Genomic DNA, 22,497 nt, shown 5'->3' on the forward strand with positions numbered 1-22,497 from the left:
GCTTATTAAGGCAAGGGACTAGACCATGCATTTCACCATTCAACGCGAAGCCCTGTTGAAACCCCTGCAACTGGTCGCAGGCGTCGTCGAGCGCCGACAGACCTTGCCGGTGCTTTCCAACGTGCTGCTGGTTGTCGAAGGCCAGCAATTGTCGCTGACCGGTACCGACCTGGAGGTCGAACTGGTCGGTCGTGTGCAACTAGAAGAACCGGCCGAGCCGGGCGAAATCACTGTCCCGGCACGCAAGCTGATGGACATCTGCAAGAGCCTGCCGAACGACGCGCTGATCGACATCAAGCTCGATGAGCAGAAACTGGTGGTCAAGGCCGGGCGTAGCCGCTTCACCCTGTCGACCCTGCCCGCCAATGACTTCCCGACCGTGGAAGAAGGCCCGGGTTCGCTGACCTGCACCCTGGAGCAAAGCAAACTGCGTCGTTTGATCGAACGCACCAGCTTCGCCATGGCGCAGCAGGATGTTCGCTACTACCTCAACGGCATGCTGCTGGAAGTGTCCGCCGGGATCATCCGCGCCGTGGCAACCGATGGTCACCGTCTGGCCATGTGCTCGATGCAGGCCGACATCGGCCAACCGGATCGCCACCAGGTGATCGTGCCACGCAAAGGCATCCTGGAACTGGCACGCCTGCTGACTGAGCCGGACGGCAACGTCAGCATCGTGTTGGGCCAGCACCACATTCGTGCCACCACCGGCGAATTTACCTTCACCTCGAAACTGGTAGACGGCAAGTTCCCGGATTACGAGCGCGTCCTGCCAAAAGGCGGCGACAAGCTGGTACTCGGCGATCGCCAGGCCCTGCGTGAAGCGTTCAGCCGTACCGCGATTCTGTCCAACGAGAAGTACCGCGGCATTCGCCTGCAATTGGCCAACGGTCAGTTGAAGATCCAGGCGAACAACCCGGAACAGGAAGAGGCGGAAGAAGAAGTTGGTGTTGAGTACAACGGCGGCTCCCTGGAAATCGGCTTCAACGTCAGCTACTTGCTGGACGTGCTGGGCGTGATGACCACCGAGCAAGTGCGCTTGATCCTGTCTGACTCCAACAGCAGTGCGCTGGTGCAAGAGTCCGACAACGACGACTCGGCTTACGTTGTCATGCCGATGCGCCTGTAAACATGTTCAGCAGCCACTAGATGTCCCTCAGTCGCGTCTCGGTCACCGCGGTGCGCAATTTGCACCCGGTGACCTTCTCCCCTTCCCCCCGCATCAATATCCTGTACGGCGCCAACGGCAGCGGTAAAACCAGTGTGTTGGAAGCCATCCACTTGTTGGGGCTCGCCCGTTCGTTTCGCAGTACCCGCCTATTACCGGTGATCCAGTACGAACAGTTGGCCTGTACGGTATTCGGCCAGGTCGAATTGGCCGAAGGCGGCCACAGTGCGTTGGGGATTTCCCGTGATCGCCAAGGCGAGTTTCAGATTCGCATCGATGGGCAGAACGCCCGCAGTGCCGCGCAACTGGCAGAAATTCTGCCGCTGCAATTGATCAACCCGGACAGCTTTCGACTGTTGGAAGGCGCACCGAAGATTCGCCGACAGTTCCTGGACTGGGGGGTGTTCCACGTGGAACCGCGATTCATGTCCACCTGGCAGCGCTTGCAGAAGGCCCTGCGCCAGAGAAACTCTTGGCTGCGGCATGGTACACTTGACGCCGTTTCGCAAGCGGTTTGGGACAGAGAATTGTGCCAGGCCAGCGCTGAAATTGATGAATACCGCCGCGCTTATATCAAAGCCTTGAAACCAGTCTTTGAACAGACCTTGAGCGAACTCGTCGAACTCGAGGGCTTAACGCTTAGCTATTACCGGGGTTGGGACAAAGAGCGGGAGCTGAGTGCAGTGCTCGCCGCGTCCGTACACCGGGATCAGCAAATGGGGCATACCCAGGCCGGACCGCAACGCGCTGATTTGCGTCTTAGATTAGGCGCGCACAATGCCGCGGACATCTTGTCCCGGGGTCAGCAGAAGTTGGTGGTTTGCGCCCTGCGGATCGCCCAAGGGCACTTGGTCAGCCAAGCCCGGCGCGGCCAATGTATTTATCTGGTGGATGATTTGCCGTCTGAACTGGATGAGCAGCACCGCCGCGCGCTTTGCCGTTTGCTGGAAGACTTACGCTGCCAGGTGTTCATCACCTGTGTAGACCACGAATTATTGAGGGAAGGCTGGCAGACGGAAACGCCAGTCGCTTTGTTCCACGTGGAACAGGGCCGTATCACCCAGACCCACGACCATCGGGAGTGAAGGCATGAGCGAAGAAAATACGTACGACTCAACGAGCATTAAAGTGCTGAAAGGCCTGGATGCCGTACGCAAACGTCCCGGTATGTACATTGGTGACACAGACGATGGCAGCGGTCTGCACCACATGGTGTTCGAGGTGGTCGATAACTCGATCGACGAAGCTTTGGCTGGCCATTGCGACGACATCAGCATCATCATCCACCCTGATGAATCGATCACCGTACGCGACAACGGTCGCGGCATTCCGGTAGACGTGCACAAAGAAGAAGGCGTTTCGGCAGCCGAGGTCATCATGACTGTGCTGCACGCCGGCGGTAAGTTCGACGACAACTCCTACAAAGTATCCGGCGGCCTGCACGGTGTAGGTGTGTCGGTAGTGAACGCACTGTCTGAAGAACTGATCCTGACCGTTCGCCGTAGCGGCAAGATCTGGGAGCAGACCTACGTGCACGGCGTTCCGCAGGAGCCGATGAAGATCGTTGGCGAAAGCGAGACCACCGGTACCCAGATCCACTTCAAGCCTTCGGCTGAAACCTTCAAGAACATTCACTTCAGCTGGGACATCCTGGCCAAGCGGATTCGCGAACTGTCGTTCCTCAACTCCGGTGTGGGTATCGTCCTCAAGGACGAGCGCAGCGGCAAGGAAGAGCTGTTCAAGTACGAAGGTGGTCTGCGTGCGTTCGTTGAATACCTGAACACCAACAAGACTGCGGTCAACCAGGTGTTCCACTTCAACATCCAGCGTGAAGACGGCATCGGCGTGGAAATCGCCCTGCAGTGGAACGACAGCTTCAACGAGAACCTGTTGTGCTTCACCAACAACATTCCCCAGCGTGATGGCGGTACCCACCTGGTGGGCTTCCGTTCCGCACTGACGCGTAACCTGAACACCTACATCGAAGCTGAAGGCCTGGCGAAGAAGCACAAGGTCGCCACCACCGGTGACGACGCCCGTGAAGGCCTGACGGCGATTATCTCGGTGAAAGTGCCGGATCCGAAGTTCAGCTCCCAGACCAAGGACAAGCTGGTTTCTTCCGAAGTGAAGACCGCGGTCGAACAGGAAATGGGCAAGTACTTCTCGGACTTCCTGCTGGAAAACCCGAACGAAGCCAAGCTGGTGGTCGGCAAGATGATCGACGCCGCCCGTGCCCGTGAAGCGGCGCGTAAAGCCCGTGAAATGACGCGTCGTAAAGGTGCTCTGGATATCGCCGGCCTGCCGGGCAAACTGGCGGACTGCCAGGAAAAAGACCCTGCCCTCTCCGAACTGTACCTGGTGGAAGGTGACTCTGCTGGCGGTTCCGCCAAGCAGGGTCGTAACCGCCGTACCCAGGCCATCCTGCCGCTCAAGGGCAAGATCCTGAACGTGGAGAAGGCGCGCTTCGACAAGATGATTTCTTCCCAGGAAGTAGGCACCTTGATCACCGCGCTGGGCTGCGGCATTGGCCGTGACGAGTACAACATCGACAAGTTGCGTTATCACAACATCATCATCATGACCGATGCTGACGTCGACGGTTCGCACATCCGTACCCTGCTCCTGACCTTCTTCTTCCGTCAGTTGCCGGAGCTGATCGAGCGTGGCTACATCTACATCGCCCAGCCGCCGTTGTACAAGGTGAAGAAAGGCAAGCAAGAGCAATACATCAAAGACGACGACGCCATGGAAGAGTACATGACGCAGTCGGCCCTGGAAGATGCGAGCCTGCACCTGAACGAGGACGCACCGGGTATCTCCGGTGAGGCCCTCGAGCGCCTGGTGAACGATTTCCGCCTGGTCATGAAGACTCTCAAGCGTCTGTCGCGCCTGTACCCGCAGGAGCTGACCGAGCACTTCATCTACCTGCCGGCAGTGAGCATGGAGCAGTTGTCCGATCATGCAGCGATGCAGGATTGGCTGGCCCAGTACGAAGTGCGCCTGCGCACCGTCGAGAAGTCGGGCCTGGTCTACAAGGCCAGCCTGCGTGAAGACCGTGAGCGTAACGTCTGGCTGCCGGAGGTCGAACTGATCTCCCACGGTCTGTCGAACTACGTCACCTTCAACCGCGACTTCTTCGGCAGCAATGACTACAAGACCGTCGTCTCCCTGGGGGCACAACTGAGCACCCTGCTGGATGACGGTGCGTACATCCAGCGTGGCGAACGCAAGAAGGCCATCACCGAGTTCAAGGAAGCCCTTGAGTGGCTGATGAACGAAAGCACCAAGCGCCACACCATCCAGCGCTACAAAGGTCTGGGCGAGATGAACCCGGACCAGCTGTGGGAAACCACCATGGACCCCGCACAGCGCCGGATGCTCAAAGTGACTATCGAAGACGCCATCGGTGCGGACCAGATCTTCAACACCCTGATGGGTGATGCGGTCGAACCACGTCGTGACTTCATCGAAAGCAACGCTTTGGCAGTGTCGAACCTGGATTTCTGATTCGGTTTGTGTAGGTAAATTCATAAGTGTCGAGCGGCAATGGAGCATTCGGAAGTGCTCCGACACAGGAGTGTCGACGCCAACCTGGCGGGACCGCCGATCGCCGGTTCGCTTGCGGTCTGCAGTTCAGGGGGAAAACAGGGAGCCGCTCAAGCACCACGCTGGATCCTGGCAGGTTCGGCCGACACAAGGATGTGTCACCTCTATGCCCCTGCGTCAGGTATGGTGCGTGCTGCGGCTCGAACAGATTTTCAGAAAAAGCGCCAAAGCGAATCCCATGACTCCAATCTCCTCCTTGCACCGCCGCCACCTGGGTACTTGCCTGTTGCTCGTGGCAGGGCTGGTCAGTCCGTTGACCCAGAGCGCCATTGCCGCATCTTCCAGCGCCAAGCGCCTGCCCTACATCGATGACCAGCAGCAATGCCGTGGTCAGCCACTCCCCGCCACGGTCGAACACCTGACAGGCGAAGCCTGGAAGCTCGATCGCAAGGGCCAGCAGGTAGCGCTGGAGGAGGGTATGACTGTGGATGAGCAGGAAGGTGTGAAGACTTCTCCTACCGCCTTTGTCAGCCTGTCCCTGGGCGATGGGTCGCGTATCGTCCTGCCCTCCAGCTCCCAGGTCACCCTGAGCCTTAACGATGAACTCAAGGTCCCGCAGGTCCTTCTGCAGCAAGGCCAGGTCGAGTCTTATGTAATCAAGCGCGCCAGTGACTATGATCGTTTCCAGATCCTCACGCCGGTAGGTGTGCTCGGGGTTCGCGGTACCCACTTCCGAGTGCGCAACGATGCCGCCGGGCACTCGTTGCTTGAGGTGCTCAATGGCCAGGTGGCCGTGGACCGCGATGAGCTGGCGAAAAAACCTGCGGGCAAGCCCTTGCCCGTAGCCCGCGCGGATGATGAAGTACAGGTCCTGGCGCGCCAGGGGCTGCGTATCCAGAAGGAAGGCAAGTTGATCCCCAGCGACCTGCTACCGGCCCCTCGATTGCTCGGCCAGGCCGGGCAGACCGGCCCGACACCGGTCTGGCAATTGATCATGAACCCCCTGGAAGGCGCCACGCGTTACCGGGCCCAGGTCGCCACCGATACCGGGTTCATGAACATCAAGCAGGAACAGTTTTCCGATACGCCAGAGATCAGTTTCAGCGGGTTGAAGGCCTTTTATTATCACGTTCGGCTCTCGGCATTCGATCAGCAGGGGCTTGAAGGAGAAACCGGGGTATATGACATCTTCTATTACCCCAGCCCATCACGGGTGCAGTAGCGCCGCGGCGATGGGCCGATGAAGCGCTGGCCAAGGAAGGAGGGGCGCGAGCCGACCCAGGCGCAGCGACTGTTTCGGCGCATGGTCCGCGAATGGCTAGGGGTCAGCCTGATCCTGCTGCCGCTGACGGCCGTATTGTCCCTGAGTCACGGCCTGACCCTGAGCAACCTGCTGTACGACAACCTGCGACGCTTGAGCCCGCTGCCGGTCGACCCGCGCATTCTCATTGTGACCATCGACGACTACAGTTTGCAGCAACTGGGAAAGTGGCCCTGGCCGCGTACCCTGCACGCCGACCTGCTGGACCGGTTGACGGCGGCCGAGCCCAGGGGCGTGCTGTTCGATGTGATCTTCAGCGAGCCGGCCCCCTCCCCCGACAATGACCAACGCCTGGCCCAGGCGCTCTGCCGGGCCGGCAATGTGTTCATTCCGTTGCTGCGCGAAGGGGTCGCCCGCTATGGCCAGTCATTGGGTGAGATTGAACCCGTGGCACCTTTGCGCCACTGCGCCAAAGCGGTCGGGCACATCAACGCTGAAGCGGACGCTGATGGCAAGGTACGCAGCGTCTACCTGCGCGAAGGTCCGCCGCCGCAGCCCAGGGCGCAACTGGCGTGGCTGCTTTATGAGGCGAGCGTTGACGGTCCTGTCGCCCTGCCCGGCTCGTCTGTGCCGCAGACGATGCAAGGCTGGCAACGCGCCAACAGCGTACGCATTCCGTTCATCAGTCACCCTGGCGGATTCCCCAGCGTGCCTTACGTCAGCGTGTTGCGTGGGGAAGTGCCGGCGCAACTGTTGCGCGACCGCTTGATCCTGATCGGCTCGATCGCCCCCGGCCTGGGCGACCGGTATGTCACACCACAGTCAGCCAGTCTCGGCACTACACCGGGCATCGAGATCCAGGCCAATCTGCTTAACGGCCTGCTGCAACAGCGCAGCATCCTGGTACTGGGCACTGGCTGGACGCTGAGTTTATCCACAGCCCTGGTTGCCGGGCTGCTGGGCCTGCTGCTGTTCCGACCGCAGCGCGCGCTGTGGTTGACCCTGGGGGGCATGGCGAGTGCCCTGCTGGTATCTGCGTTATTACTGCGGGCAGGATGGTGGTGGTCGCCGATGGCCAGCCTGGTGGGGATGTTACTGGGCTACCTGATCTGGAACTGGCGCCGCCTGAGCGCCGTACTCGCTTATTTCGGCTGGGAACTGGAGCGTTTGGATAACGAACCCAAGGTGTTCCCTGAGCGTCGGCGCACGGCGCCCCCAGCCGGTGATGTGCTACAGGGGCAGATTGTCGCCCTGGAGCAGGCCATGAGCCGTACTCGCGATACCCGCCGATTTATTGCCGACGGCCTGGAGTATTTGCCGGTGGCGACCCTGATCAGCGGCCCGGATGGCCGGGTGCTGTTGGCCAACCGCAATGCCCGCGCGCTGTTTGCCGGTGACCTGGTGGGTGAGCCACTGATGGCCCGACTCGCCGGGCTAGGCTATCCAGGGCTGCTGGAGGGGGCTTTGCCGGCGATTGCGACCCCGGGCAGCAGCGAGTTTCGCGACAACCAGGGGCGCAGTCTGCGGCTGGAGCTGGCGCCGTTGTTGCCGGCTGAAGGCGGTGCGGCGATTGGCTGGCTGCTCAGCCTGACCGACCTGAGTCTTGAGCGTGAGGCCGAGGAACAGCGCGCGGTGCTCCTGCGCTTTCTTTCCCATGACCTGCGTGCGCCGCATTCGGCGATCCTGGCCCTGCTCGACGTGCAGCATCAGCAAGGCTCCGCGGACCCACAACTGCACAGCCAGATCGAGTTGCAGGTGCGCAAGGCCTTGGGTCTGACCGAAGCCTTCGTGCAACTGGCCAAGGCGGAATCGGAGGCCTATCAGTTCGCGCCGAGCATGTTCGCGATGCTGGTGCTCGACGCGTTCGATCAAGCCATGAGCAGCGCCCAGCTCAAGCAGATCGAACTGCTCCATGACCTGGATGAAGAAGCCGAGGGCATGGTGCTGGCGGACCAGTCACTGCTGACCCGGGCCCTGTTCAATCTGCTGGAGAACGCCATCAAGTACAGCCCGGCCGGAAGCCAGGTACGGGTGCGGGTCAGTTGTGCACAGGGCTGGCTGAGTTGTGAGATCAGCGATCAGGGCCGGGGAATCGCGGCCGAGGAGCAACCCCAACTGTTCAGCCAGTACCGGCGCTTTGCGTCCTCGCAGGGCAGTGAGGGCTTGGGCCTGGGGCTGTCGATGGTCAAGGCGGTGGTGGATCGTCATGGCGGGCGGATCCTATGTGAAAGCCGGGTTGCCCAAGGCACGACTTTCCGAGTCGAGTTGCCGTTACTGGATGAGTGATTGGCAGGTCGAACGGGCATAAAAAAACCGGCAACAATGGCCGGTTTTTTTATCACCGGGAAAACTTATGCACGTTTTTCGGTGTTTTATCAGCTTAAGAAATATGCATATAAATCATTAAGTTAGGTAGTGAATAAAGCATTCAGCAGGAAAACCGTACACAGGTTATCCACAGAATCACTGCACTTCTTTATCCACGGCAGCGGACAGTGGCGCCAGTGAGCCCATGTCGCGCTGGGTTTGCTCGTTCCAGGCGGCGGCGCGGTCGTTCAACTCGGCAATGGCGCGGGGTCCGCTGCCTTCGGCGTACATCGGCGCGCCGATGACCACGGTGATGACCCCCGGCTTCTTCGCCCAGCCGGTTTTCGGCCAGAACTTGCCGGCGTTGTGCGCAATCGGCAGCACCGGCAACTGGGCGTTGACCGCCAGCGCTGTACCGCCCCGGGAGAACTTGCCGACGGTACCAAACGGCACGCGGGTGCCTTCCGGGAAAATCAGCACCCAGACCTTGTCCTTGAGCAGCTCGTCACCCTTCTTGGCGACATGCTTGAGGGCGGCCTTGGGGTTGTCGCGGTCGATGGCGATCGGGCGCAGCATGGCCATTGCCCAGCCGAAGAACGGCACGTACAGCAACTCGCGCTTGAGCACCTGGCTCAGGGGCTCGAAGTACGCCGAGAGGAAGAAGGTCTCCCAGGTGCTCTGGTGGTTCGACAGGATCACGCACGGCTGGTCCGGGACGTTCTCGGCACCTTTGACTTCATAGCGAATACCCAGGAACACCTTGCTCAACCACAACGCGCAGCGGCACCAGTAGACGTTGATGAAACGGTAGCGTGCCTTGAACGGCAGGAAAGGCGCGATGAAAAAGCTCAGGCTGCACCACAGCAACGAACTGGTGCCCAGCAGCAGGTAAAAAAGAAAGGTTCTGATTGCCTGCAAGATCGACATGGTCGCGATTACCGTTGCGGGTCAGTGCCCGCCTTCTAAAAGCGCGCTCCCGAACAGTCCTTGGTCAGGAAGTCAGAATCGCCCTAGTTGTTGATAAGTTCTGCGGCAATCGCCGCCAGATCGTCAAAAATCAAAGTGCCTGCCGGCAGGGGCTTGCCCTGAGTCTTTGCGCCTTTACCGGTTTTTACCAAGACTGGCTGAGAGTCGACGGCTTTTGCCGCCTCCAGGTCACTGAGACTGTCGCCGACGAACCACAGGCCCGTCAGCGGCACGTCGTAATGTGCGGCAATGGTTTTCAGCATGCCGGGTTTTGGCTTACGACAGTCACAGCCTGCGTCCGGCCCGTGGGGGCAGTAGACGATCAGGCCGAGTTCGCCACCCTGCTCGGCCACCAGCGTGCGCAAGCGCGCATGCATGGCGTCCAGGGTGGCGACATCGTAATAGCCACGAGCGATGCCCGACTGGTTGGTTGCGACCGCTACCGTCCAGCCGGCCTTGCTCAACTGCGCGATGGCTTCGATCGATCCCGGCAGTGGAATCCACTCCGCCACCGACTTGATGTAAGCGTCGGAGTCATGATTGATCACCCCGTCCCGATCGAGAATCAGCAGTTTCAAACGGTCTTACCCCAGCAACGAAATGTCGGCTACGCCCAGGAACAGGCCACGCAGGCGCGCCAGCAGTGCATAACGGTTAGCCCGCACGTTGGCGTCTTCGGCATTGACCATGACCGCTTCGAAGAACGCATCCACCGGCTCGCGCAAGGCTGCCAGGCGTGCCAGTGCTTCACGGTACTGGCGAGCGGCGGCCATTGGCTGCACAGCCTGGTCCGCTTGCTGGATCGCCGAGTACAGGGAGAACTCGTTGGCGTTGTCGAAGTACTTGGCTTCGACCGTGGTCGGCACACTGCCTTCGAGCTTGCTCAGCAGGTTCGACACGCGCTTGTTCACCGCGGCCAGGGCGGCGGCTTCAGGCAACTGACGGAAGGCTTGTACGGCCTGCACGCGTTGATCGAAGTCCAGCGCCGAACCCGGGTTCAGGGCGCGCACCGACAGGTAGGTAGCCACGTCCACGCCTTCGTCTTCGTAACGCGCACGCAGGCGGTCGAAGATGAACTCCAGCACCGAGTCAGCCAGGCCTGCGGACTTGACCTTGGTCCCGAAGGCAGCCACGGCGAAGGCCACGGCGTCGGTCAGGTCGAGTTCCAGTTTCTTGTCGATCAGGATGCGCAACACGCCCAGCGCTGCACGACGCAGGGCATAGGGGTCTTTGCTGCCGGTCGGCAGCATGCCGATACCGAAGATGCCGACCAGGGTGTCGAGCTTGTCGGCAATCGCCACGGCCGCACCGGTCAGGGTGCTTGGCAGCTCGGCGCCAGCACCGCGCGGCATGTACTGCTCGTTCAGGGCCAGGGCAACGTCTTCTGGCTCGCCATCGTTGAGGGCGTAGTAGTAACCGGCGACGCCTTGCATCTCCGGGAACTCACCGACCATTTCGGTCGCCAGGTCGCACTTGCACAGCAGGCCCGCACGCGCAGCCCATTGGGCGTTGCCGCCAATGTGCGGGGCGATGAAGGCGGCGAGCTTGGACACGCGCTCGGCCTTGTCGTAGACGCTGCCCAGCTTTTCCTGGAACACCACGTTCTGCAGGCGCAGGTTGAAGTCTTCGAGTTTCTGCTTCTTGTCTTGCTTGAAGAAGAATTCGGCATCGGTCAGGCGTGGGCGAACCACTTTCTCGTTGCCGTCGATGATCTGCTGCGGGTCTTTGCTCTCGATGTTGGCCACGGTAATGAAGCGGGGCAGCAACTTGCCGTCGGCATCCAGCAGGCAGAAATATTTCTGGTTGTCCTGCATGGTGGTGATCAGGGCTTCTTGTGGCACGTCGAGGAAACGTTCTTCGAACGAGCACACCAGCGGCACAGGCCATTCGACCAGCGCGGTCACTTCGTCGAGCAGCGCTGGCGGAACGATCGCCGTGCCTTCCTGACGGGTGGCCAGCTCTTCGGTGCGCTGGCTGATCAGCTCGCGACGTTCGTTGGCGTCGGCCAGCACGTAGGCGGCACGCAGGTCGGCCAGGTAGCTCGATGGCGAACCGATGCGCACGTTTTGCGGGTGATGGAAGCGGTGACCGCGGGAATCGCGACCGGCCTTCTGGGCCAGAATGGTGCAGTCGATGACCTGGTCACCCAGCAGCATGACCAGCCATTGGGTCGGACGCACGAACTCTTCCTTGCGCGCACCCCAGCGCATGCGCTTGGGAATCGGCAGGTCATTGAGGGAATCTTCGACGATGGTCGGCAGCAGGCTGGCGGTTGGTTTGCCCTTGATGACCTGGCTGAAACGCAGTTTCGGGCCGCTCTGGTCGATTTCGCTCAGCTCGACACCGCACTTCTTGGCAAAACCCAGGGCGGCCTGGGTCGGGTTGCCTTCGGCATCGAACGCCGCCTGGCGTGGCGGGCCGTCGAGGTTGATGCTGCGATCCGGTTGCTGGGTCGCCAGCGCGCTGATCAGCACGGCCAGGCGCCGTGGCGCGGCGTAGACCTGCTTGGCTTCAAAGCTCAGGCCTGCAGCTTGCAGGCCCTTGTCGATACCGGCCAGGAAGGCCTCGGCCAGGGTGTTCAGGGCCTTGGGTGGCAGCTCTTCGGTGCCCAGTTCAACCAGGAAATCTTGCGCACTCATTGTGCAGCCTCCAGCTTGGCTAGTACTTCATCACGCAGGTCCGGTGTCGCCATCGGGAAGCCCAGCTTGGCGCGCGCCAGCAGGTAGGCTTGCGCAACGGAACGCGCCAGGGTGCGCACACGCAGGATGTATTGCTGACGTGCGGTCACCGAGATCGCCCGGCGCGCATCCAGCAGGTTGAAGGTGTGCGAGGCCTTCAGCACCATTTCGTAGCTTGGCAGCGGCAGCGGCTGGTCGAGCTCGATCAGGCGCTTGGCTTCGCTTTCGTAGAAGTCGAACAGTTCGAACAGTTTCTCGACGTTGGCGTGCTCGAAGTTGTAGGTCGACTGCTCCACTTCGTTCTGGTGGAACACGTCGCCGTAGGTCACTTTGCCCATCGGGCCGTCAGCCCAGACCAGGTCGTAGACCGAGTCCACGCCTTGCAGGTACATGGCCAGGCGCTCCAGGCCGTAGGTGATTTCGCCGGTCACCGGGTAGCACTCGATGCCGCCCGCCTGCTGGAAGTAAGTGAATTGGGTCACTTCCATGCCGTTGAGCCAGACTTCCCAGCCCAGACCCCAGGCGCCGAGGGTCGGCGATTCCCAGTTGTCTTCGACGAAACGGATGTCGTGCACCAGCGGGTCCAGGCCCACGTGCTTGAGGGAGCCCAGGTACAGCTCCTGGAAATTGTCCGGGTTCGGCTTCAGGACTACCTGGAACTGGTAGTAGTGCTGCAGACGGTTCGGGTTTTCGCCGTAGCGGCCGTCAGTCGGGCGACGACTGGGCTGCACATAAGCGGCGTTCCAGGTTTCCGGGCCGATGGCGCGCAGGAACGTGGCGGTATGGAAAGTGCCGGCGCCTACTTCCATATCGTAGGGCTGAAGTACCACACAACCTTGCTCGGCCCAGTATTGCTGGAGGGCGAGGATCAAGTCTTGGAAGGTACGCACGGCTGGCGTAGGCTGGCTCACGAAATTCACCTGTTTCTTGGGCTGCGATTTAAAGAGCGGGAGTATACCCGATTCGTTCGTGCGCACGCCCCCTGGAGCCTTATGCCACGCTGCTTTTGGTGTTCCGAAGATCCGCTGTACATGGCCTATCACGATCAGGAGTGGGGCGTACCGCTACGCGATGCGCAGCGCTTGTTCGAGTTGCTTTTGCTCGAAGGGTTCCAGGCCGGACTCTCATGGATCACTGTGCTGAAGAAGCGCGAGCGTTATCGCCAGGTGTTGTACGGCTTCGATGTGCAGCGCGTGGCGCAGATGAGCGACGCCGAAATCGATGACCTGATGCTTGATCCTGGGATCATCCGCAATCGCCTGAAACTCAATGCCGCCCGGCGCAACGCCCAGGCCTGGCTAGCGCTGGAAGACCCGGTGGGCTTTCTCTGGTCGTTCGTCGGCGGTGTGCCGACCATCAACCACTTCCAGGACCGCAGCCAGGTGCCGGCCGTGACCCCGGTCGCCGTGGAAATGAGCCGCGGGCTGAAAAAAGCCGGTTTCACGTTCGTCGGACCGACCATTTGTTACGCCCTGATGCAGGCGTCGGGCATGGTCATGGACCACACCCGCGAATGTGATCGTTACGCCGAGTTGGCGGTGCGCGGTTAGAATAGCCGGCTCGCAACAGGATTCAGACAACAGGAGTGACCTGTGGATAAGTTTAAAGGCGCCTTGCTGGTAGGCGCTCTAAGGTTGTTTGCCCTGCTCCCGTGGCGGGCAGTGCAAGCGGTGGGCGCGGCGATTGGCTGGGTCATGTGGAAAACCCCCAACCGTTCTCGCGACGTGGTGCGTATCAACCTGGCCAAGTGCTTCCCCGAAATGGACCCCGCCGAGCGTGAGCGCCTGGTGGGCCAGAGCCTCAAGGACATCGGCAAGTCCCTGACCGAAAGCGCCTGCGCGTGGATCTGGCCCGCCCAGCGTTCGATCGACCTGGTGCGTGAAGTCGAAGGCCTGGAGGTGCTCAAGGAGGCCCTGGCGTCGGGCAAGGGCGTCGTCGGCATCACCAGCCACCTGGGCAATTGGGAAGTGCTCAACCACTTCTATTGCAGCCAGTGCAAACCGATCATTTTCTACCGTCCGCCCAAGCTCAAGGCGGTGGATGAACTGCTGCGCAAGCAGCGCGTGCAACTGGGCAACCGCGTGGCGGCGTCCACCAAGGAAGGCATTCTCAGCGTCATCAAGGAAGTGCGCAAAGGCGGCGCGGTGGGGATTCCGGCTGACCCGGAGCCAGCGGAATCGGCCGGTATCTTCGTGCCTTTTTTCGCCACCAAAGCCCTGACCAGCAAGTTTGTGCCGAACATGCTCGCCGGCGGCAAGGCGGTCGGGGTATTCCTGCATGCCCTGCGCCTGCCGGACGGCTCGGGCTACAAGGTGATCCTGGAAGCGGCCCCCGAGGCGATGTACAGCACCGACACCGAGACCTCCTGCGCGGCCATGAGCCAGGTGGTTGAACGGTATGTGCGGGCGTATCCGAGTCAGTACATGTGGAGCATGAAGCGCTTCAAGAAGCGCCCGCCGGGTGAAGAGCGCTGGTACTGAAGATTCACTGAGCTTCAGGATACCCGTGTCATCGTTGACGCCCATCGCGGGCAAGCCCGCTCCCACGAAAGCCACGATTCCCTTGTGGGAGCCGGCTTGCCGGCGATGGTCTCAAGAGCACCGCGTTCCTATAGGGCGTTCGTGCGATCGAGCTTTTTCAGGAACACCGTCATTTCCTTTTCGGCCTGCTTGTCGCCATGGGCGCGGGCTGCCTCCAGGCCCTGCTCCCAAGCCTGGCGCGCCGCCGGATAGTCCGCCAGTGCCAGGTGGGCCTTACCCAATAGCTTCCAGGCCGCAGAGTAGTTCGGATCGAATGCCACGCAGCGCGTGAAGTGCTCGGCCGCCTTGGCGTTTTCCCCAAGATCCAGATACCCCTTGCCCAACCCGAAGCGCAACAATGAGTTATCCACACCCTTGGCGAGCATTTTTTCCAGGGATTCGAGCATGGGTCATTTCCTTGTTGGGTGGGTCAGGGGTAGAAGGTTCGCCATGCGGCCGCTATCGCGAACAGGCCCGCCGCCGCAAATCCTGGTTCAGAAGAAGCTCAACCCCACGTGGAACAGCTTCTCCACATCGCGAATATGCTTTTTATCCACAAGGAACAGAATCACATGGTCGCCAGCTTCGATCACGGTGTCATCGTGGGCGATCAACACTTCTTCGTCGCGGATGATCGCGCCAATGGTGGTACCCGGCGGCAATGCGATGTTCTCGATGGCCTTGCCGATGACCTTGCTCGACTTCTCGTCGCCGTGGGCAATCGCCTCAATGGCTTCTGCCGCACCCCGGCGCAGTGAGTGCACGCTGACGATGTCGCCTCGGCGCACGTGGGCCAGCAGGGTGCCGATGGTCGCCAGTTGTGGGCTGATGGCGATGTCGATGTCACCGCCCTGGATCAGGTCCACGTAGGCGGGGTTGTTGATGATGGTCATGACCTTCTTTGCGCCCAGGCGCTTGGCCAGCAGCGAAGACATGATGTTGGCTTCATCGTCGTTGGTCAGCGCGAGGAAGATATCGGCATCGGCGATGTTTTCCTCCAGCAGCAAGTCGCGGTCCGACGCACTGCCCTGCAACACCACGGTGCTGTCGAGGGTGTCCGACAGGTAGCGGCAGCGGGCCGGGTTCATCTCGATGATCTTGACCTGGTAGCGGCTTTCGATGGCCTCGGCCAGGCGCTCGCCAATCTGCCCGCCACCGGCGATGACGATGCGCTTGTAGCTTTCATCGAGGCGGCGCATTTCGCTCATGACCGCGCGAATGTTGGCTCGGGCGGCAATGAAAAATACTTCATCGTCGGCTTCGATCACCGTGTTGCCTTGCGGCAGGATCGGCCGGTCGCGACGGAAAATCGCCGCCACCCGGGTATCGACGTTCGGCATGTGTTCGCGCAACTGGCGCAGTTGCTGGCCCACCAGCGGGCCGCCGTAGTAGGCCTTGACCGCCACCAATTGGGCCTTGCCCTCGGCGAAGTCGATCACCTGCAGGGCACCAGGGTGCTGGATCAGGCGCTTGATGTAGTTGGTGACCACTTGTTCCGGGCTGATCAGTACATCGACCGGAATCGCGTCGTTGTCAAACAGGTCGGCGCGGGTCAGGTAGGACGCCTCGCGCACCCGGGCGATTTTGGTCGGGGTGTGGAACAGGGTATGGGCGACCTGACAGGCGACCATGTTGGTTTCGTCGCTGTTGGTCACGGCCACCAGCATGTCGGCGTCGTCGGCGCCGGCCTGGCGCAGCACCGTGGGCAACGAGCCGCGGCCCTGCACCGTGCGGATGTCGAGGCGATCGCCGAGATCACGCAGGCGTTCGCCGTCGGTGTCGACCACGGTGATGTCGTTCGCTTCGCTGGCCAGGTGCTCTGCCAGTGAACCACCCACCTGCCCTGCGCCGAGGATGATGATTTTCATCCGTATACTCCCTTAAATCCGGTTAACCGCGCGCGGCGGCAATCTTGATCAGCTTGGCGTAATAGAACCCGTCATGACCACCCTCTTGCGCCAGCAACTGACGACCATGGGGTTGCTTGATGCCGGCCTGGCTGGCGATGTCCAGTTCGCGAGCGCCGGGGGTGCGCGCGAGGAAGGCTTCGATCACTTCGGTGTTCTCGGTCGGCAGTGTCGAGCAGGTGGCGTACAGCAGGATGCCGCCGACCTCGAGGGTCGGCCACATCGCGTCAAGCAACTCGCCTTGCAGCACGGCCAGGGCAGCGATGTCATCGGGTTGGCGGGTCAGCTTGATGTCCGGGTGCCGGCGAATCACGCCCGTGGCCGAACATGGAGCGTCGAGCAGAATCCGCTGGAACGGCTTGCCATCCCACCAGGCCTGAGTGTCGCGGCCATCGGCGGCGATCAATTCGGCATCTAGGCCCAGGCGTTCAAGGTTCTCCTTGACCCGCACCAGGCGTTTGGCCTCGAGGTCCACCGCAACCACACCGGCCAGCCCAGGCTCGACCTCGAGGATGTGGCAGGTCTTGCCGCCGGGTGCGCAGCAGGCGTCGAGCACCCGCTGGCCCGGCGCCAGATCCAGCAGCTCGGCGGCCAGTTGCGCCGCTTCGTCCTGCACGCTGATCCAGCCTTCGCTGAAGCCCGGCAGGCTGCGCACATCGCCCGGGGTCTCGAGGACGATGCCGTCCTGGCTGTATGTGCACGGCTGAGCGGCTACCCCGGCCTGGCTGAGCAATTGCAGGTAGGCAGCGCGGTCATGATGGCGGCGATTGACCCGCAGAATCATCGGCGGGTGCGCGTTGTTCGCGGCGCAAATGGCTTCCCACTGCAGGGGCCAGAAGGCCTTGAGGGATTTTTGCAGCCAGCGTGGATGGGCGGTGCGTACCACCGGGTCGTGCTCGAGTTCGGCCAGCAGCGCTTCGCTTTCCCGTTGCGCGCGGCGCAGCACGGCGTTGATCAGGGCCTTGGCCCAGGGTTTTTTCAGCTTGTCGGCGCAGCCCACGGTTTCACCGATGGCGGCGTGGGCCGGTACTCGGGTGTAGAGCAGTTGATACAGGCCGACAAGCAGCAACGCCTCGACATCGGCATCCGCCGCCTTGAAGGGTTTTTGCAGCAGTTTGGCCGCCAGCGCCGACAAGCGTGGCTGCCAGCGCGCGGTACCGAAGGCCAGGTCCTGGGTGAAGCCGCGATCGCGGTCTTCAACCTTGTCCAGTTGGGTTGGCAGGGAGCTGTTGAGGGACGCTTTGCCACTGAGGACTGCGGCCAATGCCTTGGCGGCGGCTAGACGCGGGTTCATTGGGCGGCCACCGATTGGCCGAGCACGGTGCCCAGGGCAAATTTCTCGCGGCGGCTGTTGAACAGGTCGCTGAAGTTCAGGGCCTTGCCTCCGGGCAACTGCAGGCGGGTCAGGCACAGCGCTTGTTCGCCACAGGCGACGATCAGACCGTCCTTGCTGGCGCCGAGCACTTCGCCCGGGGCACCCTTGCCGTCGGCCAGGGTGGCGGCCAGGACTTTCAGGGCCTCGCCATTGAGGGTGCTGTGGCAGATCGGCCAAGGGTTGAAGGCGCGTACCAGGCGCTCCAGTTCGACCGCCGGGCGGCTCCAGTCGATGCGTGCCTCGTCCTTGTTCAATTTGTGTGCATAGGTGGCGAGGCTGTCGTCCTGCACTTCGCCTTGCAGGGTACCGGCGGCCAATCCGGCAATCGCCTGAATCACTGCGGGCGGGCCCATCTCGGCAAGCCGGTCATGCAGGGTGCCGCCGGTGTCCTGGCCACTGATCGCAGTGGTCACCTTGAGCAACATCGGCCCGGTGTCCAGCCCTGCCTCCATGCGCATCACGGTGACGCCACTCTGTGCATCGCCCGCTTCGACGGCGCGCTGGATCGGCGCCGCACCGCGCCAGCGCGGCAACAGGGAGGCATGGCTGTTGATGCAACCCAGGCGCGGGATATCCAGCACCACTTGCGGCAGGATCAGACCGTAGGCGACCACCACCATCAGGTCCGGTTGCAGCGCGGCCAGGTCGGCCTGGGCGTCGGCATTGCGCAGGGTCGGTGGCTGGAACACCGGAATGTGGTGCTCCAGGGCCAGTTGCTTGACCGGGCTTGGCATCAGCTTTTGCCCACGACCTGCCGGACGGTCCGGTTGGGTGTAGACCGCCACGACCTCGTAAGGGCTGTCGAACAAGGCCTTGAGGTGTTCAGCGGCAAATTCGGGGGTGCCGGCAAAGACGATGCGCATTGAGGAGGCTCTCGGTTTCAGAAGCAGTCACAAAAGAAAAAGGCTTGCCGCAGCAAGCCTTTGGAAGAAAGGAATCAAGCGTTCTGGCGATGGAGCTTTTCCAGCTTCTTCTTGATCCGGTCGCGTTTGAGCGTGGACAGGTAGTCGACGAACAATTTGCCGTTGAGGTGATCGCACTCATGTTGAATGCACACTGCCAGCAGGCCTTCGGCAATCAGTTCGTACGGCTTGCCGTCGCGATCCAGGGCCTTGATCTTGACCTTCTGCGGGCGATCGACGTTTTCGTAGAAGCCGGGTACCGAAAGGCAACCTTCCTGGTACTGGTCCATCTCCTCGGTCAGGGTTTCGAACTCGGGGTTGATGAAGACCCGCGGTTCACTGCGGTCTTCGGACAAGTCCATGACCACGATGCGCTTGTGCACATTGACCTGGGTCGCCGCAAGGCCGATGCCTGGCGCTTCATACATTGTTTCAAACATGTCATCGACCAACTGCCGCACTTCGTCGTCCACTACGGCCACCGGTTTGGCGATCGTGCGCAGGCGCGGGTCGGGGAATTCGAGGATGTTCAAAATGGCCATAAGCGTAATTGCTGCACGTGTGAAGTAAGGTCAGGGCCGATCGCCTGGCAGTCCGCAGAGGCTGGCGATGGCTGTAAAACGAAGCCCCCTCGCGGGAGCGAGCCATGCCGGCTCTGGCGTTTTACGCGAGCCCACATAATAAAGGGATTCACCGCGTGAGGGAAATCACAAACCTTTGGCCATCCCCCGCCGCAGCCTGCATGCAGCACAAATATCCATCCCCCCCAGGGTGTCTCAGCGGGAAAACGCTCAACAAGTTACCAACAGACTTATCCACAGCTTGTTCCTGATTCGTCAGGCCCAATAACGATCAAGGATGATCTTATGCCCTCGTCTGTACCCCTGCCGCTTTCGCCGGCGGAACTGGAAGCCCGTCTGCGTTTGCACCGCCTGCCAGAACTGGGGCCGCGGCGTTTCCAGAAGTTGCTGCAAGCCTTCGGTTCGGCCTCCAAAGCCATCAGCGCCCCAGCCAGTGCCTGGCGCGCCCTGGGTTTGCCCGCCGCCTGCGCAGAGGCCCGGCGCAGCCCGTTGATTCGTGATGGCGCCCACCAGGCGTTGGCCTGGTTAGAGCGTGAAGGCCAGCATTTACTGATGATTGACCAGCCCGGTTACCCCGCGTTGCTGGCCGAAATCAGTGACCCCCCGCCCTTGTTGTTTGTCGCTGGCGATCCGGCGATCCTGGAAAAACCGCAGTTGGCGATGGTCGGCAGCCGTCGCGCCTCCAGGCCGGGGATGGACACTGCGGCGGCATTTTCCCGCAGCCTGGCAGGCGCTGGTTTTGTGATCACCAGTGGCTTGGCGCTTGGCATCGATGCCGCTGCGCATCAGGCCGCGCTGGACGTCGGGGGACAGACGGTGGGCGTGCTCGGCACCGGCCTGGAAAAATTTTATCCACAGCGCAACCGAACCCTTGCCGAAGCGATGATTGCCCAGGGCAGCGCGGTGGTTTCTGAATTTGCCCTGGATGCCGGGCCGCACGCCAGCCACTTTCCTCGGCGCAACCGGATCATCAGTGGTTTGTCCCTGGGCGTGCTGGTGGTCGAGGCCAGTGTCGCCAGTGGTTCGTTGATCACCGCCCGGTTGGCGGCAGAACAGGGGCGCGAGGTCTACGCGATTCCCGGCTCCATCCACCACCCCGCTGCTCGCGGTTGTCACCAGTTGATTCGCGAGGGAGCAACCCTGGTGGAGACCATTGACCATATTCTCGAAGGGTTGCGCGGCTGGCAGTATTTGCCGGCCGCCACGGACACGGCGCCGGCTGAACTCGATCACCCGTTATTGCGCCTGCTGTTTGCCGCGCCCCACACCAGCGAAGCCCTGGCCGAGTCCAGCGGCTGGGCCTTGCCTAAAGTGCTGGTGGCGCTGACCGAACTGGAAATGGAGGGTCGGGCGGTGTCGGAAGGCGGACGCTGGTTTGCCCGCCTAAGCTAGGTTCATGCGCTGGGATTTGTAAGGAAGATGGGTAAACTGCGCACAGCCTTATTTTGGAGAGTCGGTCATGGTCAACAGTTGGCGTGTGCAACAAGCCGCACGAGGAATTCGCGCAGGGGCGGTGCTTGCCTATCCAACCGAAGCTGTCTGGGGCCTGGGGTGCGACCCCTGGGATGAAGAGGCGGTGTATCGCCTGTTGGCGATCAAGGGACGCTCGGTGGAAAAGGGCCTGATCCTGGTAGCTGACAATATTCGCCAGTTCGACTTCCTGTTCGATGACTTCCCGCAGTTGTGGCTCGATCGCATGGCCAGCACCTGGCCAGGGCCGAATACCTGGCTGGTGCCCCACCAGAACATGTTGCCGCAATGGATCACCGGGGTTCACGAAACCGTGGCCCTGCGCGTCAGCGATCACCCGCAGGTACGGGACCTGTGTGCATTGGTTGGGCCGCTGGTGTCGACGTCCGCCAACCCCCAGGGGCGGCCGGCGGCGCGCACGCGGATTCGCGTCGAGCAGTATTTCCGTGGGCAAGTCGACCTGGTGCTGGGCGGTCAGCTTGGCGGGCGCAGGAACCCCAGCGTGATTCGCGACCTGGCGACCGGCCACGTGGTGCGCCCGGACTGAAATCGCTCCTACGAGATCACGCAAAACCTGTGGGAGCCTGCTCGCGATAGCGGTAGGTCAAGCACCGTGGAGGTTGGCTGTGCGGGCCTCATCGCGAGCAGACGGAACGCCGCCCGACTCGCTCCCAGAGTATGACTTTGGGTGCTCACAGATTTTGCGCACACCCACAAACTTATCAGGGCAACAGAATGGTCGAGCCCGTGGTGCGCCGGGCCGACAACTCGGTCTGTGCCTTCGCCGCTTCAGCCAGTGAGTAACGCTGGCTGATATCAACCCGCAACTGGCCACTGATGATCATCTCGAACAGCTCATCGGCCATGCGCTGCAGGTTTTCAGCGTTGTTGGCGTAGGTCGCCAGAGTCGGCCGGGTGACGTACAGCGAGCCCTTGGCCGAGAGAATCCCCAGGTTCACCCCCTCCACCGCTCCCGACGCATTGCCGAAACTCACCACCAGCCCACGGGGCGCAGTGCTGTCGAGGGAAGTCAGCCAGGTGTCTTTGCCGACCCCGTCGTAGACCACCGGGCACTTCTTGCCGTCTGTCAGTTCCAGCACGCGCTCAGCGACATTCTCATGGCTGTAGTCGATGGTCGCCCAGGCCCCGTTGGCCTTGGCCAGTGCGTCCTTTTCCGGAGAGCTGACGGTGCCGATCAACTTCACGCCCAGGGCCTTGGCCCACTGGCAGGCCAACGAACCGACGCCGCCGGCAGCAGCGTGGAACAGGATGGTTTCGCCCCCCTTGAGTTCATAGGTCTGACGCAACAGGTACTGCACCGTCAGGCCCTTGAGCATCACGCCGGCGGCTTGTTCGAAGCTGATAGCCTCGGGCAGATGCACCAGGTTGGCTTCCGGCAATACGTGCACCTCGCTGTAGGCCCCCAGTGGGCCGCTGCCATAGGCGACGCGGTCGCCGACCTTAAATCGGCTGACCTGGCTGCCGACGGCCTGGACCACACCGGCCCCCTCGGCGCCCAGGCCCGATGGCAAGGCGGGAGGCGCATAAAGGCCACTGCGGAAATAGGTGTCGATGAAGTTCAGGCCGATGGCCTTGTTGCTCACGCGCACCTGCTGCGGGCCCGGCTCGGCCGGTTGATAGTCCACATACTCAAGCACTTCAGGGCCGCCATGGGCACGGAACTGGATTCGTTTGGCCATCTGCACTCTCCTTGGGGTGGTTTTGCGTAGGGGCCTATCGGACGCCTAAGCTTGATCTTCGTCAACTGCGGCAGGCCCGGGTGCAGTGTTATGCTACGCGCCCATTTGCGCCGGCCG

At 61.7% G+C, this 22,497-nt stretch carries 19 protein-coding genes; 9 read left to right on the forward strand and 10 right to left on the reverse strand.

Features of this window, described 5'->3' with window-relative positions:
* Positions 1-25: 25 nt before the first annotated feature.
* The 5 genes from dnaN (at position 26) to AACY45_RS20080 (ending at position 8,261) form a co-directional block, all read left to right on the forward strand.
* Complete coding sequence (gene dnaN / locus AACY45_RS20060; protein ID WP_339547078.1) at positions 26-1,129, forward strand: DNA polymerase III subunit beta; 1,104 nt, start codon at positions 26-28, stop codon at positions 1,127-1,129.
* Positions 1,130-1,149: 20 nt separating this feature from the next.
* Entirely contained in the window at positions 1,150-2,253 is a 1,104-nt protein-coding gene (gene recF, locus AACY45_RS20065) for a DNA replication/repair protein RecF (RefSeq protein ID WP_019694407.1), read from the forward strand.
* Between the two features lie 4 nt (positions 2,254-2,257).
* Positions 2,258-4,675 (forward strand): DNA topoisomerase (ATP-hydrolyzing) subunit B, encoded by a 2,418-nt coding sequence (gene gyrB, locus AACY45_RS20070; RefSeq protein WP_095165077.1) that lies wholly within the window; start codon positions 2,258-2,260, stop codon positions 4,673-4,675.
* A gap of 277 nt (positions 4,676-4,952) precedes the next feature.
* Positions 4,953-5,936, forward strand: a complete 984-nt coding sequence (locus AACY45_RS20075) for a FecR family protein (RefSeq protein ID WP_339547079.1) — start codon at positions 4,953-4,955, stop codon at positions 5,934-5,936.
* A gap of 18 nt (positions 5,937-5,954) precedes the next feature.
* Positions 5,955-8,261, forward strand: a complete 2,307-nt coding sequence (locus AACY45_RS20080; RefSeq protein ID WP_339547080.1) for a CHASE2 domain-containing protein — start codon at positions 5,955-5,957, stop codon at positions 8,259-8,261.
* Positions 8,262-8,438: 177 nt separating this feature from the next.
* Here the strand turns inward: AACY45_RS20080 and AACY45_RS20085 are convergent, their stop codons facing one another.
* From AACY45_RS20085 to glyQ, 4 genes are all read right to left on the reverse strand, one after another.
* The gene (locus AACY45_RS20085) at positions 8,439-9,209 is read right to left on the reverse strand and encodes a lysophospholipid acyltransferase family protein (RefSeq protein WP_339547081.1); all 771 of its coding nucleotides are present in this window, start codon (positions 9,207-9,209) and stop codon (positions 8,439-8,441) included.
* Positions 9,210-9,292: 83 nt separating this feature from the next.
* The gene (gmhB, locus tag AACY45_RS20090; protein ID WP_339547082.1) at positions 9,293-9,826 is read right to left on the reverse strand and encodes a D-glycero-beta-D-manno-heptose 1,7-bisphosphate 7-phosphatase; all 534 of its coding nucleotides are present in this window, start codon (positions 9,824-9,826) and stop codon (positions 9,293-9,295) included.
* Positions 9,827-9,832: 6 nt separating this feature from the next.
* Positions 9,833-11,887, reverse strand: a complete 2,055-nt coding sequence (gene glyS, locus AACY45_RS20095; RefSeq protein ID WP_339547083.1) for a glycine--tRNA ligase subunit beta — start codon at positions 11,885-11,887, stop codon at positions 9,833-9,835.
* Positions 11,884-12,837 (reverse strand): glycine--tRNA ligase subunit alpha, encoded by a 954-nt coding sequence (gene glyQ / locus AACY45_RS20100; protein ID WP_008155694.1) that lies wholly within the window; start codon positions 12,835-12,837, stop codon positions 11,884-11,886. Before glyQ ends, glyS begins: the two co-directional genes overlap by 4 nt.
* Positions 12,838-12,918: 81 nt before the next feature.
* On the opposite strand from glyQ, the gene AACY45_RS20105 reads away from it, so the two are divergent.
* Together AACY45_RS20105 and AACY45_RS20110 are read left to right on the forward strand one after the other, a co-directional pair.
* A complete protein-coding gene (locus tag AACY45_RS20105; RefSeq protein WP_339547084.1) occupies positions 12,919-13,476 on the forward strand; it encodes a DNA-3-methyladenine glycosylase I in 558 nt (185 codons plus the stop codon).
* Positions 13,477-13,518: 42 nt separating this feature from the next.
* Positions 13,519-14,406 carry a lysophospholipid acyltransferase gene (locus tag AACY45_RS20110; RefSeq protein WP_095165086.1) on the forward strand — a complete coding sequence of 296 codons (888 nt, stop codon included), beginning with the start codon at positions 13,519-13,521 and terminating at the stop codon, positions 14,404-14,406.
* 128 nt (positions 14,407-14,534) lie between these two features.
* On the opposite strand, the gene AACY45_RS20115 is transcribed toward AACY45_RS20110, so the two are convergent.
* From AACY45_RS20115 to def, 5 genes are all read right to left on the reverse strand, one after another.
* Positions 14,535-14,852, reverse strand: a complete 318-nt coding sequence (locus AACY45_RS20115; RefSeq protein ID WP_339547085.1) for a tetratricopeptide repeat protein — start codon at positions 14,850-14,852, stop codon at positions 14,535-14,537.
* Between the two features lie 87 nt (positions 14,853-14,939).
* Positions 14,940-16,313: a Trk system potassium transporter TrkA gene (gene trkA / locus AACY45_RS20120; RefSeq protein WP_339547086.1), complete on the reverse strand. Its 1,374-nt coding sequence runs from the start codon at positions 16,311-16,313 to the stop codon at positions 14,940-14,942.
* A gap of 22 nt (positions 16,314-16,335) precedes the next feature.
* Positions 16,336-17,646, reverse strand: coding sequence for a 16S rRNA (cytosine(967)-C(5))-methyltransferase RsmB (gene rsmB / locus AACY45_RS20125; RefSeq protein ID WP_339547087.1), 1,311 nt, complete (start codon positions 17,644-17,646; stop codon positions 16,336-16,338).
* Complete coding sequence (gene fmt, locus AACY45_RS20130) at positions 17,643-18,590, reverse strand: methionyl-tRNA formyltransferase (protein WP_339547088.1); 948 nt, start codon at positions 18,588-18,590, stop codon at positions 17,643-17,645. Before fmt ends, rsmB begins: the two co-directional genes overlap by 4 nt.
* Positions 18,591-18,664: 74 nt before the next feature.
* A complete protein-coding gene (def, locus tag AACY45_RS20135; RefSeq protein WP_339547089.1) occupies positions 18,665-19,171 on the reverse strand; it encodes a peptide deformylase in 507 nt (168 codons plus the stop codon).
* A 324-nt stretch (positions 19,172-19,495) separates the two neighbouring features.
* Between def and dprA the strand changes: the two genes are divergently transcribed.
* On the forward strand, positions 19,496-20,602 hold the full coding sequence (gene dprA / locus AACY45_RS20140) for a DNA-processing protein DprA (protein WP_339547090.1): 1,107 nt from the start codon (positions 19,496-19,498) through the stop codon (positions 20,600-20,602).
* 67 nt (positions 20,603-20,669) lie between these two features.
* Positions 20,670-21,227 carry an L-threonylcarbamoyladenylate synthase gene (locus AACY45_RS20145; protein ID WP_095165092.1) on the forward strand — a complete coding sequence of 186 codons (558 nt, stop codon included), beginning with the start codon at positions 20,670-20,672 and terminating at the stop codon, positions 21,225-21,227.
* A 175-nt stretch (positions 21,228-21,402) separates the two neighbouring features.
* Here the strand turns inward: AACY45_RS20145 and AACY45_RS20150 are convergent, their stop codons facing one another.
* A complete protein-coding gene (locus AACY45_RS20150) occupies positions 21,403-22,380 on the reverse strand; it encodes an NADPH:quinone reductase (RefSeq protein ID WP_339547091.1) in 978 nt (325 codons plus the stop codon).
* Positions 22,381-22,497 lie beyond the last annotated feature (117 nt).

Source organism: Pseudomonas sp. RA_35y_Pfl2_P32 (assembly GCF_963970735.1).
In the GTDB taxonomy this organism is placed as follows: Bacteria; Pseudomonadota; Gammaproteobacteria; order Pseudomonadales; family Pseudomonadaceae; genus Aquipseudomonas.